15 protein-coding genes, 1 tRNA gene and 1 other RNA gene are annotated in these 12,181 nt (G+C 66.6%); 1 reads left to right on the top strand and 16 read right to left on the bottom strand.

What is annotated here, in order from left to right; translation table 11 throughout:
• Window positions 1-90: 90 nt before the first annotated feature.
• The 3 genes from GOARA_RS11870 to pgm form a co-directional block, all read right to left on the bottom strand.
• Window positions 91-163, bottom strand: a tRNA-Ala gene (locus tag GOARA_RS11870).
• A 110-nt stretch (window positions 164-273) separates the two neighbouring features.
• Window positions 274-1,032, bottom strand: a complete 759-nt coding sequence (locus GOARA_RS11865; protein WP_007322624.1) for a DsbA family protein — start codon at window positions 1,030-1,032, stop codon at window positions 274-276.
• Window positions 1,033-1,122: 90 nt separating this feature from the next.
• Window positions 1,123-2,760: a phosphoglucomutase (alpha-D-glucose-1,6-bisphosphate-dependent) gene (gene pgm / locus GOARA_RS11860; RefSeq protein WP_007322623.1), complete on the bottom strand. Its 1,638-nt coding sequence runs from the start codon at window positions 2,758-2,760 to the stop codon at window positions 1,123-1,125.
• A 90-nt stretch (window positions 2,761-2,850) separates the two neighbouring features.
• On the opposite strand from pgm, the gene GOARA_RS11855 reads away from it, so the two are divergent.
• Window positions 2,851-3,438, top strand: a complete 588-nt coding sequence (locus GOARA_RS11855; protein WP_007322622.1) for an alpha/beta hydrolase — start codon at window positions 2,851-2,853, stop codon at window positions 3,436-3,438.
• A 1-nt stretch (window position 3,439) separates the two neighbouring features.
• Here the strand turns inward: GOARA_RS11855 and GOARA_RS11850 are convergent, their stop codons facing one another.
• The 13 genes from GOARA_RS11850 to prfB all read right to left on the bottom strand — a co-directional run bounded on the left by GOARA_RS11850 (window position 3,440) and on the right by prfB (window position 11,992).
• Window positions 3,440-3,721 carry a DUF4287 domain-containing protein gene (locus GOARA_RS11850; RefSeq protein WP_007322621.1) on the bottom strand — a complete coding sequence of 94 codons (282 nt, stop codon included), beginning with the start codon at window positions 3,719-3,721 and terminating at the stop codon, window positions 3,440-3,442.
• A 25-nt stretch (window positions 3,722-3,746) separates the two neighbouring features.
• Window positions 3,747-4,148: a DoxX family protein gene (locus GOARA_RS11845; RefSeq protein WP_007322620.1), complete on the bottom strand. Its 402-nt coding sequence runs from the start codon at window positions 4,146-4,148 to the stop codon at window positions 3,747-3,749.
• 22 nt (window positions 4,149-4,170) lie between these two features.
• Window positions 4,171-4,872, bottom strand: a complete 702-nt coding sequence (locus tag GOARA_RS20425; protein WP_007322619.1) for a helix-turn-helix domain-containing protein — start codon at window positions 4,870-4,872, stop codon at window positions 4,171-4,173.
• 102 nt (window positions 4,873-4,974) lie between these two features.
• A complete protein-coding gene (locus tag GOARA_RS11835; protein ID WP_007322618.1) occupies window positions 4,975-5,301 on the bottom strand; it encodes a transglycosylase family protein in 327 nt (108 codons plus the stop codon).
• A gap of 187 nt (window positions 5,302-5,488) precedes the next feature.
• Complete coding sequence (locus GOARA_RS11830; RefSeq protein ID WP_007322617.1) at window positions 5,489-6,298, bottom strand: aldo/keto reductase; 810 nt, start codon at window positions 6,296-6,298, stop codon at window positions 5,489-5,491.
• A gap of 149 nt (window positions 6,299-6,447) precedes the next feature.
• Window positions 6,448-6,821, bottom strand: a transfer-messenger RNA (tmRNA) gene (ssrA, locus tag GOARA_RS19420).
• A gap of 73 nt (window positions 6,822-6,894) precedes the next feature.
• Window positions 6,895-7,617, bottom strand: coding sequence for a hypothetical protein (locus tag GOARA_RS11825; RefSeq protein WP_007322616.1), 723 nt, complete (start codon window positions 7,615-7,617; stop codon window positions 6,895-6,897).
• Window positions 7,618-7,622: 5 nt separating this feature from the next.
• On the bottom strand, window positions 7,623-8,093 hold the full coding sequence (gene smpB, locus GOARA_RS11820) for an SsrA-binding protein SmpB (RefSeq protein ID WP_007322615.1): 471 nt from the start codon (window positions 8,091-8,093) through the stop codon (window positions 7,623-7,625).
• A 37-nt stretch (window positions 8,094-8,130) separates the two neighbouring features.
• Window positions 8,131-9,039: a permease-like cell division protein FtsX gene (gene ftsX / locus GOARA_RS11815; protein WP_007322614.1), complete on the bottom strand. Its 909-nt coding sequence runs from the start codon at window positions 9,037-9,039 to the stop codon at window positions 8,131-8,133.
• 27 nt (window positions 9,040-9,066) lie between these two features.
• On the bottom strand, window positions 9,067-9,753 hold the full coding sequence (gene ftsE, locus GOARA_RS11810; RefSeq protein ID WP_007322613.1) for a cell division ATP-binding protein FtsE: 687 nt from the start codon (window positions 9,751-9,753) through the stop codon (window positions 9,067-9,069).
• Between the two features lie 55 nt (window positions 9,754-9,808).
• Window positions 9,809-9,976 (bottom strand): hypothetical protein, encoded by a 168-nt coding sequence (locus GOARA_RS20260; protein ID WP_007322612.1) that lies wholly within the window; start codon window positions 9,974-9,976, stop codon window positions 9,809-9,811.
• Window positions 9,977-9,978: 2 nt separating this feature from the next.
• Window positions 9,979-10,878, bottom strand: coding sequence for a mechanosensitive ion channel family protein (locus GOARA_RS11805; protein WP_007322611.1), 900 nt, complete (start codon window positions 10,876-10,878; stop codon window positions 9,979-9,981).
• A complete protein-coding gene (gene prfB / locus GOARA_RS11800; RefSeq protein WP_007322610.1) occupies window positions 10,868-11,992 on the bottom strand; it encodes a peptide chain release factor 2 in 1,125 nt (374 codons plus the stop codon). The genes GOARA_RS11805 and prfB overlap by 11 nt, the downstream gene beginning before the upstream one ends.
• Window positions 11,993-12,181 lie beyond the last annotated feature (189 nt).

The raw sequence follows: 12,181 nt of genomic DNA, 5'->3' as shown, positions 1-12,181 counted from the left end.
GACGATCGCTCTTGAATGCGAGCTGGACTGGGGACAACGAGTACGAGAAAGCCAGGTCAGTGGAAATGCCCTCTGACCTGGCTCTTCAAGTGGAGCTAAGGGGACTCGAACCCCTGACCCCCACACTGCCAGTGTGGTGCGCTACCAGCTGCGCCATAGCCCCGTGTGTAGTTTTCACCGCGCCTCTCGGCAGCCTTGCGACTGTCAGAAGCGCATTAGCGAAACTACACCATCTCGATCATCGCCTCCAAATCCGGACGGAGGCGATCGGACCTACTGTGCGCCGCCCAACAGCTGCGGCAGCCAGTTCGGGTTGGAGTGGTCGATCTTGGTGTCGTTGTGCAGCACGGACGGCGTGCTGACGCCACCGGGCGATGCCGCCTGGAGCTTCTTCACCGACTCCTGAGCCGCCTGCTGAGCGGACTCGACCTGAGCGCCCTTGACGATGCACCGCTGCGTGTCCTCGCTCGCGCCGGCCGTACCCGCGATGTTGGCGAGATCCTCGTTGCTGTGGTCGCTGCTGCCCTGCTCCTGCGGCTGCTGCTCGAACAGCGCGCTGTGGAACTTCAGGAACACGTCCTGGTTCTTCTCCCCCGCCACGCACTGCAGGGCCGCACCCGCACGGGTCGAGTAGTCGCGCGACGCCGACGCGTCGTTGAGGAAGTTCAGGGTGCGGAACCGGACGCGCAGCTTCTGCTCGTTGATCGCCGCGGTGATCGCCGCGCCCTGCGACCGCTCGAACATGCCGCACGCCGGGCACAGCGGGTCCTCGTAGATCTCGATGGTCACCGGCGCGTTCGGCGCACCGAACGTCATGTCCGAGACACCCTGGGTGACCGGTCCGTTGAGGTCGATGTTGCTCGCCGACGGCGCCTTCGTACGGTTGGCGTTCCACACCACGCCGCCGATGACCAGCGCTGCGACAGCGATCAGACCGACGCTCACCAGCACATAGGTGAGTACGTTCGACGTGGTCTGGGGCTTGTAGCCGCCCTTGACGTTGGGAATCGCGGGGCCCTTCTTGGCACTCACGGATGGCTCCTTGTGTCCGATTTGATGATCTGGACAAGAACGCTACCCGAGGCGCGCTGAGATGCTGCTGAGACTACCCAGGCCAGCACGTTACGCGTCGGCCAGCGCCGCGTCGACGACCGCCTGGGCCTCGCGCTGCACCCGATGGAGATGCCCGTTGCCGCGGAAGGATTCGGCATAGATCTTGTAAACGTCCTCGGTACCCGACGGCCGGGCGGCGAACCAGGCGTTGGCCGTGGTGACTTTCAGCCCGCCGATGGGCGCGTCGTTGCCCGGCGCCCGCGTCAGGACGGCGGTGATCTCCTCGCCGGCGAGTTCGGTCGCGGTCACCCGATCCGGCGTCAACGCGGCGAGCACGGCCTTCTGGTCACGGTTGGCCGGCGCGTCGATACGCGCGTAGGACGACGCGCCGTACGTCTGCGCCAGCTCGTCGAACCGCTCACTGGGGCTCTGCCCGGTGACCGCGAGGATCTCCGATGCCAGCAACGCGAGGATGATGCCGTCCTTGTCGGTCGACCACGGACTCCCGTCGAAACGGAGGAACGACGCGCCCGCGCTCTCCTCCCCGCCGAACGCGATCGTGCCGTCGAGCAGTCCGTCGACGAACCATTTGAACCCGACCGGCACTTCCACCAGCCGCCGTCCCTGCCCCGCGACCACCCGGTCGATCAGCGACGAACTGACCAGCGTCTTGCCGACGGCGGCGTCGGCTCCCCATCCGTCGCGGTGGGTGAACAGGTAGTCGATGACCACCGCCAGGTAGTGATTCGGGTTCATCAGGCCCGCATCGGGTGTCACGATGCCGTGCCGGTCCGAATCGGCGTCGTTGCCGGTCGCGATGTCATAGCGGTCGCGCGCGGAAATCAGTGACGCCATCGCGTTGGGCGAACTGCAGTCCATCCGGATCTTGCCGTCGGTATCGAGGGTCATGAACCCGAACGCCGGATCGGTCGTCGGGTTGACCACCGTCAACGACGGGAGATACCGCTCGCCGATCGCCGCCCAGTAGTCGACCGACGCACCGCCGAGCGGGTCGGCGCCGATCCGGATCCCGGCACGGGCGATGGCATCGAGGTCGACGACCGACCCGAGCGCGCCGACGTAGGCGTCGATGAACGAGTAGTCGACGGCGCGGGAGCGTGCCCGCTCGAACGGGATGCGACGCACGGCCCGCAGCCCGTCGGCGAGGATGTCGTTGGCACGGTTCGCGATGGTCGTCGTCATCGTCGAATCAGCGGGGCCGCCCGACGGCGGGTTGTACTTGAACCCACCGTCACGAGGCGGATTGTGGCTCGGCGTCACGACGATCCCGTCGGCCCGCGCGTCATGCGTGGCGTTGAACTCGAGGATCGCCCTGCTGACGGCGGGTGTGGGCGTGACCGCGTCGCCGGCCGCGGTGTGCACGTCGACGCCGCCGGCGATGAGCACCTCCAGCGCGGTCCGCCACGCGGGAACCGACAGGGCGTGGGTGTCGAAGCCGATGAACAGCGGCCCGGTGATCCCCGACTGTGCGCGGTATTCGACGATCGCCTGGGTCGTGGCGAGGATGTGCGGTTCGTTGAACGCTCGGTCCAGGCTGGATCCGCGATGCCCCGACGTGCCGAACACGACCCGCTGCGCGGCCTCCCCCGGATCGGGCGACAGTTCGTAATACGCGCGCTCGACGGCGTCGACGTCGATCAGGTCTTTGGCGAGCGCCGGCGTGCCGGCACGGGGATGGGCGACCATGGCCCCAAGTCTGCCACCCGCAAGCCCGCCCCGGCGTCGCGATTACCCTGTCGGGTGACCAGTTCCAGCGACTCTGGAGGCTTCTGCGCCATGGCACCTCGACTCGGTGTCCTCGTGCTGCCCGGCGGCACCGACTTCTCGTATCGACCGTTCTCGCCCTGGCAGAACTCCGCGCTACGGATGTACCCGTTCACCTGGTCGTTGCAGGCGCGGTTCCCCGGCGCCATCGACGTCGAGCAGGTTCGCTACCGCGTGTACGGCTGGAACGGCGGCCAGGCGAGCCCGATGTGGCATGCCCGCGCGGCGCTGGAACGCCTGGCCCGCAAGAACCCCGGCATCCCCATCGCCGTGATCGGACATTCGATGGGCGGCCGCGTCGCCGCCCAACTCGCATCCGACCGTCGCGTACTCGGTGTGCTGGGCTTGGCGCCGTGGTGGCAGTTCGCCGACTGGCGCGAAATCCACGGCGGCGCCAGGGTTCTCGCCCTGCACGGCTCCGCCGACCGGACCACGTACGCGCATCGCACCGCGAAAGGGATCGCCGAACTGCGCGAGCGCGGCGTCGACGCCACCTACGTGGAGATCCCCGGCGGCGGCCACGCCATGCTCGACCACATCGGGACCTGGCAGGGCTCGGCACTCAGCTTCGTCGACGGGTTGCTGCGCGACGTCCGGTGATCTACCGGTTGGCGATCCCGTCCAGTCGCAGTTCAATCGAGTCGTCGTTGTGCGTACCACCGCTGCCGACATGCTTGGCGGGCGCGACGGGGCCGTTGCGGATGACACCGACGATGGCCATCGCATGACCGCGGCCCAGGCCGTACTCGTCGGCGAGCCACGTCACGATCTCCGTCGCCTTGGTGTCGGCGGTGAATCCGCGTTCGCGAGCCTCGTCGAGGATCTGCTGCGGTGTGCGTCCGGTCTTCTTCTCGATCGCGTCGAGGTAGGCCTGGTAGGACATTGCTGCTCGTTTCTCCGGTCGGGAATCAGCGTTGCGTCAGCGGAATCAAGGCGCGGACCCGCTCGTCGCGCAGCCACAGTCCGCCCCACATGATGACTCCCAAGTAGACGCCGAAGAGCAACGTGCTCAGCACCGGAGCATCGACGCGTAACTGGATGGCCACCGCACCGCCGAGATAGGCGGTGAGCAACAGGGCGCCGAGAAGCGTCGTCCTCGGCACGATGTGCAAGACCGTGCAGATGAGAAGCACCAGCCCGATCGCGCGGGTATCGGCGACTCCGTCGAACCCGAGCGCGACCGTCGCGTCGACGATCGTCTTCGGTGCGAACAACTTACCCACCGCGTCGACCAGGAGAAACAAGACGACCAAGGCAGTCATCGCCCAACTCGTCCAGAATCGTTTGTCGCGCACCGTCTCGTCAGCCATGACGGGAACTGTATGAGCGCCGTCAGCGCCCTGTCTTGTACAGAAGCGACAGCTGGTCGTCGCCCCGTCGGATCTCGGTAGCCGTCAAGCCGATGAACCGTCGCAACGACCTGGCCAGGTGGGCTTGATCGTAGTAACCGGCTTCCGCGACGACGTCGACGATCGATGCACCGCCGCGCAGCAGAATGGTCGCTTCCCGGGCCCGGTCGATCTGCCGGAACTGCCCGAGGCTGAGTCCGGTGGCCTGGCGGAAATGGCGCTCTACCGAACGCCGCGAAACGCCGGCGTCGGGTTGCTCGACAGCGACGCCGACGACGTCGTCCTCCACGATGTAGCCGAGCCGCACCAGCGTCGACACGACAGTTTCGGCGTTCTCGAAGGTCAACTCGGCACAACGGAAGTCGCCGAATCCGAACGACCCGTCCGATGCCACTGGAAGCTGCACGTCGGCGAGGTTCATCAGCGACGGGGCCAGAACGTGCCGAAAGCGCACGCCCGGGCTCAGGCGAATGCCGAACCATCTCCCGACCGGGCAGTCGACCCAGGTCGGAATAGTCTCCGGTCCCCGGAGCGTCACCAAACGGCGACCGGGGAGTTCCGAAACGACCAATTCGCAGCGTCCCTGGGCGACCGAGAGAAACGGCGCCTGCTCGACGGCAGCACTGGTCCAGACCTGCTCGATGAACCGCGAATCCGACGGCCTGCTCAGGAACTCGATCGCCACCGTTAAAGGGTGTCAGATCGCGCGGCCGCGTGCCGCATCACCGGATGTCGAGCCGGCGTAGCAGTGCTAGCTGCGCTAGCAACGCTTGCTGCGCTAGCAGTGCTAGCTGTACAGGCGACCGCCGCAGGTGGGCCATGCGCCGACACCCTGGGTGGCCAGGACGCGCTCGGCGATGGCGATCTGCTGCTCGCGGGAAGCGTGGTGGGGCATGCCGCTGCCGCCGTTGGCCTGCCACGTGCTCAGGCTGAACTGCAGCCCGCCGTAGTAACCGTTGCCGGTGTTGATGGCCCAGTTGCCGCCGCTCTCGCACTGTGCGACGGCGTCCCAGTTGCCGCTGGCCGCGTTGGCGGTGCCGACGACGGCGGCCAACGGGGCGACTGTCAGAGCGCCGACGATGGCGGCGCGGGAAGCAAGCTTGGTGATACGCATATGTCTCTTCTCCTCGTGGATCGCCTCAATGAAGATGCGGCGATTTCGAATCGGACAAGAAACTACGGGGTGAGAAACCAAAGGTCACATCGGGCGCCGGAGGCACGCGTGCGCTCGCGAGCGAGAAGTGTCAGCGTCGCCGCAGGTCAGTGCCCGTTATGTTTCCGTTATCTCGGCGTTATGGTTCCTACATATCTGTGAGGAAGTCCACAGCATCCTCAAGACTGCGCACGCTGCTTTCGCTGAGTTCGATACGCGACGCGGCGACGTTGGCGCGCAGATGATTGACGCTGCTCGTCCCGGGGAGGGGGATGACGGTGCAGTCCGCCTGACGCCCACGATGATGAACCCAGGCGAGCGCCACCTGCCCCGTAGTGACGCCGAGTTGCGAAGCGACACGAGCGAGTGGGGAATCCCCCGCGTCGTCCTGATTCAACACGCCGTGTCCCAGTGGCGAGTGCGCGACCAGTGCGATACCCAGCTCCGAAAGCGTCGGAAGGAACTCTTCGACACCACGCCGATTCAGCGACCACTGGTCTTGCACTGCGGCAATCGGGTGTACGGCGTGGGCACGGCGGATGTCGTCGAGCGTGACGTTCGACAGCCCAAGAGCGCGAATCTTCCCTGCCTGTTTCAGTTCGGCCATCGCGGTCACGGTCTCTTCGATGGGAGTGTCCTCGCTGCGGTGGTGCAGGTAGTAGAGGTCGAGATGATCGACGTTGAGTCGTCGGAGCGAACCGTCGATAGCCGACCGGACGGTCGCGGGGTCGGCGCGGACAGTCCAGTCGTCGTCGCGACCCGAGTCGCCCCAGTAGACGCCGAACTTGCTGCACAGGATGACCTGGTCGCGGATGGAGCCTAGTGCGCGGCCGACTAACTCTTCGTTGCCGTACATCTCCGCGGTGTCCAGCAACGACACCCCCTCGTCGAGCGCCGCGCGCACGAGCTTGGCGGGGTCGCGGTCGTCGTCTCCCCACCCTTCGTCGGTGAGACGCATAAGTCCCAGCCCTTGGACGGGTGCTCGGTCAGCCCAGATCGCAGCGGTCATAGCTGAGCACGCTACGACCTCAACCGCGGTTGACGTCAACCACCGCGGTGCCATGGCATGAAAAATCCCCCTGACTAGCCAAGTCAGGGGGATTCCTCTCGTGGAGCTGCCGGGAATTGAACCCGGGTCCTCCGCCGCTTCACTGGGGCTTCTCCGTGTGCAGTCCGCTGTGTCTCTACTCGGATCTCCCGGTCACGCGAACAAGCCGAGAAGACGATCCCAGTCGCTGTTGAGTGTCCCGACTCCGCCCGCGACCGGCGGCGTCGGTGAGTTCCCTAAGCTGATGCCGGCATCCGGGTGTGGGAACACCACCCGGGCCGACAGACTAGCCAGGCTGCTTAGGCAGCGAGAGCGTAGTCGCGCTGATTGGAATCGGCGCTTAATTGGTTGCTGCGACGCTTAACGGTGGTCTCTAGCCTGCACCGACACGCTTCCCCCAACTCGACGCACAGAGTCGAAACCGATCAGCCCCGAGGTGGGATCCGCTGCTTTCACAGCGGACTACCCAGTGTAACCACCGGGATCGGACAATTCATCCCAGTTATTCACGTGATGCGGATCAGGAGGGTGTCCCCCGCCCCGACCAGGCCACCGAGGCGCCCGTCGCGCCACTCGAACCGCTGCCCGCTCCACGCGTCGAAACCGCGGATGGTGCCCGACAGTCCCAGCGCGCCGACGGCGACAGTGACGTCGGCCGGCTGGTCGCGACGGTTGGTCAGCGCCACGATCAGTCCTTTGAGCCCGTTGGCCCTCGACCGTATGACCTCGTCGGCGTTCTCGCGCACGGTGCCGCCGCGGGCTGCCCGCTCGTCGCGGACCAGCTCGAGAACGTCCTCGTTGGCGACGACGGCACGCGTCGTCGGCGACAACTCGCCCGGTGGCCCGCTCAGCACCCACGGGCGCGACGCCATCAAGGCCGCGGTGAGTTCGGTGCGCAGCGCCACCGGGCTGCTGGTATCCCGAAGCCGGATCAGTGCGCCCCGCTCGGGCATCGACGTCGACAACGCCACTCCGCGAGCCCGCACGGCATCCTCGGCGGCGACACGATCGACGGAGGCGGCACAGGACTCGACGACGATCCGCCGGTAGCCGGTGTCGCGCAGTCCGGTCGCCACGAGCGCGTCCACAGCGGGCAGCACCGCTCCGACGGCGCAGCCGGTTGCCACGAGCCAATACGGCTCGGGTATCGCGGGCGCCGGCGCAGGCGCCGCACACCCGGCGCCGACGGCCAGCGCACCGGCGGCCAGCGCGCAGATCGTCCGGCGCACCGGTCCTACATGCCTTTGACGCGACGGCCCAGCTCGCGCTCGACTTCGCGCTGAGCGGTCCGTTTGGCGAGGTCGTGGCGTTTGTCGTGGGCCTGCTTGCCGCGAGCGAGCGCCAACTCGACCTTGACTCGCCCGTCGCTGAAGTACAGCGACAGTGGTACCAGCGTCAGGTTGCCGTCGCGCACCTTCCCGACGAGGTTGTCGATCTCGCGGCGGTGCAGCAGCAGCTTCCGGTTGCGCAGCGGCGCGTGGTTGGTCCACGACCCCTGCCCGTACTCGGCGATGTGCAGCCCGCGGAGCCAGACCTCACCGTCGTCGATCGTGGCGAAAGCGTCCACCAGCGACGCCTTGCCGTCGCGCAGACTCTTCACCTCGGTACCGAGCAGCGCCACACCGGCCTCGTAGGTATCGAGGATCGTGTAGTTGTGGCGCGCCTTCCGGTTGGTCGCGATTGCCTTGCGACCCTTCTCTTTCACTGCTCATCCTTCCGCGGGTTGCGCGCGGTCAGCGGTCTCACTCGCGCACGTACCACCGCAGAGTGACATAAGACGTCGCGCTCGCCAACACAATTCCGGCCAGCAGCAGCCACGGCGAGACGAACAACACGTCGGTCGTCGTCACCCTGGCCAGGATGTTCACCCCGTAAAGATCGTTGAGCGCCTGGTCGAAGAAGAACTTCTTGCCGATCAGCAGTCCGCCGACGGCGAGAATGGTGCCGACGACCGCCGCGATGACCGCCTCGATGAGGAACGGCAGCTGCGTGTACCAGCGGCTCGCACCGACGAGGCGCATGATCGAGACCTCGGTGCGTCTCGTGTACGCGGCCATCTGCACGGTGTTCGCGATCAGCAGCACCGCGGCGACCCCCAAGATCAACGACAGCACGAATGCGGCGTTGCGCGCACCGTTGAGGACGCTGAAGAGCCGGTTGACGAGCTTGCGCTGGTCCTGCACCCCGTCGACGCCAAGGTCCTGCCGCCCCTGGAACTTGTCGATCACCTCGCCGTACTTGTCGGGGTCGTTGACCTTGACGCGGAACGACGCCGGCATGGTGTCGGGGGTGACCGCGTCCGCCATCTCCGGCGAATGCTTGAACGCCTCCTTGGCGGCCTTGTAGGCGTCGTCGAGGTTCAACCACGTCACGTTGGTGACGCCGGGCTCGTTCTTCAACTCGTCGCGCAGCGTCGAACACGGCGCCTGCGCGCAGTCGGGATCGGCGCGGGCAATCTCGTCGTTGACGAAGATCTGCATCTCGACCCGGTTGAAGAAGATCTGCTGGCTCTTGTTGGCCATCTGCATGACCAGCAGACCCGCCCCGAGCATGCCCAGCGTGATCGCGGTCGTGAGGATCATCGCGACGGTCATGCTGACGTTGCGACGGAGCCCGTTGAGGACTTCGGTAATGATGAAATTGGCGCGCATGTTGCTGCTCTCCTCGAATGCGGTGCGTCAGCCGATGCCGTACACGCCGTGCTTGTCGTCGCGGACCAAGTGACCGTTGTCGAACTCCAGGACGCGGCGGCGCATGGCGTCGACGATCTGGCGGTCGTGGGTCGCCATGACGACGGTGGTGCCGCGCCGGTTCACGCGGTCGAGCACCTCGACGATCTCCTGGCTGGTGATCGGGTCGAGGTTGCCGGTCGGCTCGTCGGCCAGCAGCACGAGCGGGCGGTTGACGATCGCGCGGGCGATGGCCACGCGCTGCATCTCGCCGCCCGACAGCTCGTCGGGCATGCGGTCGGCCTTGCCGCCCAGGCCGACGTACTCGAGCACGTCGGGCACGATCTGGTTGATCGTCGCCGGCGGCTTGCCGATCACCTCGAGCGCGAAGGCGACGTTCTCGGCGACCGACTTCTGCTGGAGGAGCCGGAAGTCCTGGAAGACGCAGCCGATGGACTGGCGCAGCTTGGGCACCTGACGCGCGCGCAGGGTGTTGACGTGGAAGTCACCGACCCAGATGTCGCCCGACGTCGGCTTGTCCTCCTTGAGGAGCATCCGGAAGAAGGTCGACTTTCCCGACCCGGACGGTCCGATGAGAAAGGCGAATTCGCCCTTCTCTACCTCCAGGCTCATGTTGGACAGCGCCGGCCGCGTCGAGGCCTTGTACTGCTTGGTGACTTTTTCCAGCTTGATCACGGGTTGCCAGTGTAGCCACGGGATCTGAGTGCGCCTCTCAGGCGCGCCGCCCTCGCTAGCCGCGCGGCGGGACCGGCGCCTTCTCGACGGTTACGGTCGGTCGAACAGGCCCGTCGCGTTCGTCGTCGTCGGCGCTGCTGTAGAGGTAGAGCGCCAGCAAGACGACGAACAGGATCGACAAGAGAATCGTCGTCACATGCTTGCGACCCCATCGAGCGGCCATGCTCACTCCTCGGTTTCGGGCGTTTCCGGGTTGTAGCCCGAGCGGACCGCGATCCCCGCTTTGCGGAGGTCCTTGATCAGGAAGATACGCAGGTCGCGGCTGACTTGGAACTGCTTGCCAGGCAAAGTGCGCGCGACGACGCGAACGGTGTAGGAGTCGGCGGCCATGTCGGTGACGCCAAGCGGCGCCGGCGCGTCCAGGAGTAGCGACGTGAATCGCTTGTCGGCCTGGAAGGCCTCCCCCGACTTGATCAGCTTCTCGTTGACCAACGACAGGTCCGAGCCCTCGGCCAGCACGATGTCGACGACCGCGCGCGCCCAGTCCCTGGATTGGTTGATCGCCGTGATGACCTGGCCGTTGGGCACCGTGATCAGCTCGCCGTCGGTGGAACGCAGCCGCGTGACGCGCAGCGAGATGTCTTCGACGTGGCCTTCCTCGACGACGCCGCCGGTCAGGACGAGTCGCACCAGGTCGCCGTAGCCGTATTGCTTCTCGGTGACGATGAAGAATCCGGCGAGGAGGTCCTGCACCACGCGCTGCGCACCGAAACCCAGCGCCGCGCCGAGTACGGCGCCCGGGCCGACGAGTCCGGTCAGCGGGATGCCCAGCAGCGTCAGGGTTCGGAGCGCGACGACGATCGCGATGATGGCGATGATCGTCCAGCGGACCACCTGCAGCAGCGCCCGCCGGTGCTTGGCCTCTTCGGCGAGCACGATGGCGTCTTCGTTGCGCTTCGGATCGGTGACGCGTCGCTCGAACCGCGCGAGCACCCAGTCGACGGCCTCGGCCGCCAGAATGCCGCCGACGATCCACAGCGCGATCGGCAAACCGGTGACCGACAGCCAATCCCACACGCGGTCCAGCGCGCGGCTGCCGATCTCACCCCACCGGTCAGCCGTCACCGTCGTCCCCGTCGGCCATGCGCCAGCGGATCCCGGCCTCGATGAAGTCGTCGAGCTCCCCGTCGAGCACAGCGCCGGGATTGTTGTTCTCGACGTTGGTCCGCAGGTCCTTGACCATTTGGTACGGGTGCAGGACGTAGGACCGCATCTGGTTTCCCCAGCTCGATCCGCCGTCGCCCTTGAGCGCGTCCATCTCGGCGCGCTCCTCTGCCCGCTTGCGCTCCAGCAGCTTGGCCTGCAGGACGCGCATCGCCGACGCCTTGTTCTGCAACTGGCTCTTCTCGTTCTGACAGGTCACGACGATCCCGGTGGGCAGGTGCGTCAATCGCACCGCGGAGTCGGTCGTGTTGACCGACTGCCCGCCCGGGCCCGACGAGCGGTAGACGTCGACCTTGAGGTCGTTCTCGTCGATGTCGATGTGGTCGGTGGTCTCGACCACGGGCAGCACCTCGACTTCGGCGAAGGACGTCTGGCGGCGGCCCTGGTTGTCGAAGGGGCTGATCCGGACCAGGCGGTGGGTGCCCTGCTCGACGGAGAGCGTTCCGTACATGTAGGGCGCCTTCACGGCGAAGGTGGCGCTCTTGATGCCCGCCTCTTCGGCGTACGACGTGTCGTAGACCTCGACGCCGTAGCCGTGCGCCTCGGCCCAGCGGGTGTACATCCGCATCAGCATCTGCGCCCAGTCCGCGGCGTCCACGCCGCCCGCCCCCGAACGGATGTTGACCAACGCGTCGCGCTGGTCGTACTCGCCGGCGAGCATCGTCTTGACTTCCATGGCCTCGATGTCGGCGCGCAGCGAGGCGCGCTCGGTGTCGGCATCGGCCAGCGCTGAAGCGCGGTCGTCGCCCTCCTCGGCCTCGGCCAGCTCGTAGTGCACCGGCAGATCGTCGAGACGCTGGCGGAGTTCGGAGACCCGGCGCATCTCCGCCTGCGCGTGGGAGAGTTCGCTGGTGACCTTCTGCGCGTGATCCTGGTCGTTCCAGAGTTCAGGATCGGAGGCCTGCATCTCCAGTTCGTCGATCCGGCGACGGAGTTCGTCGAGGTCGAGCACCTTCTCGACCGTCGTCAACGTCGCGTCGAGGGATTCCAGATCGGCGGTTACTTCAGGCTGCACGATTCCTCAGCCTACCGACGCGTTGTCCCTGCACTCCGTCCGACCGGCCCGCGTCAATCGTGACTACGTCCACCAAGCGGTTCGCCGGGGTCCTGCTGATCGTCGCCTGGGTGGATGACCCACGAGGACTCGGCGTCGCGGGGGTTGTACCGCACCGGCAGCTCTTGTCCGATCTGCGGCCACGGGGAG

Origin of the sequence: Gordonia araii NBRC 100433, from assembly GCF_000241265.1 — a bacterium.
Taxonomy (GTDB): Bacteria; Actinomycetota; Actinomycetes; order Mycobacteriales; family Mycobacteriaceae; genus Gordonia; species Gordonia araii.
Note: the sequence above shows the minus strand (reverse complement) of the source record. Positions and strands in the feature narration are given on the sequence as shown.

Excerpts from the sequence above, each read along its gene's own strand:
- GOARA_RS11850 (WP_007322621.1), bottom strand. The coding sequence starts at position 3,721 with ATGTCCTACCAGGCCTACCTCGACGCGATCGAGAAGAAGACCGGACGC.
- GOARA_RS11845 (WP_007322620.1), bottom strand. The coding sequence starts at position 4,148 with ATGGCTGACGAGACGGTGCGCGACAAACGATTCTGGACGAGTTGGGCG.
- GOARA_RS20260 (WP_007322612.1), bottom strand. The coding sequence starts at position 9,976 with ATGGCCGCTCGATGGGGTCGCAAGCATGTGACGACGATTCTCTTGTCG.
- GOARA_RS11830 (WP_007322617.1), bottom strand. The coding sequence starts at position 6,298 with ATGCGTCTCACCGACGAAGGGTGGGGAGACGACGACCGCGACCCCGCC.
- GOARA_RS11855 (WP_007322622.1), top strand. The coding sequence starts at position 2,851 with ATGGCACCTCGACTCGGTGTCCTCGTGCTGCCCGGCGGCACCGACTTC.
- GOARA_RS11835 (WP_007322618.1), bottom strand. The coding sequence starts at position 5,301 with ATGCGTATCACCAAGCTTGCTTCCCGCGCCGCCATCGTCGGCGCTCTG.
- ftsX (WP_007322614.1), bottom strand. The coding sequence starts at position 9,039 with ATGCGCGCCAATTTCATCATTACCGAAGTCCTCAACGGGCTCCGTCGC.
- pgm (WP_007322623.1), bottom strand. The coding sequence starts at position 2,760 with ATGGTCGCCCATCCCCGTGCCGGCACGCCGGCGCTCGCCAAAGACCTG.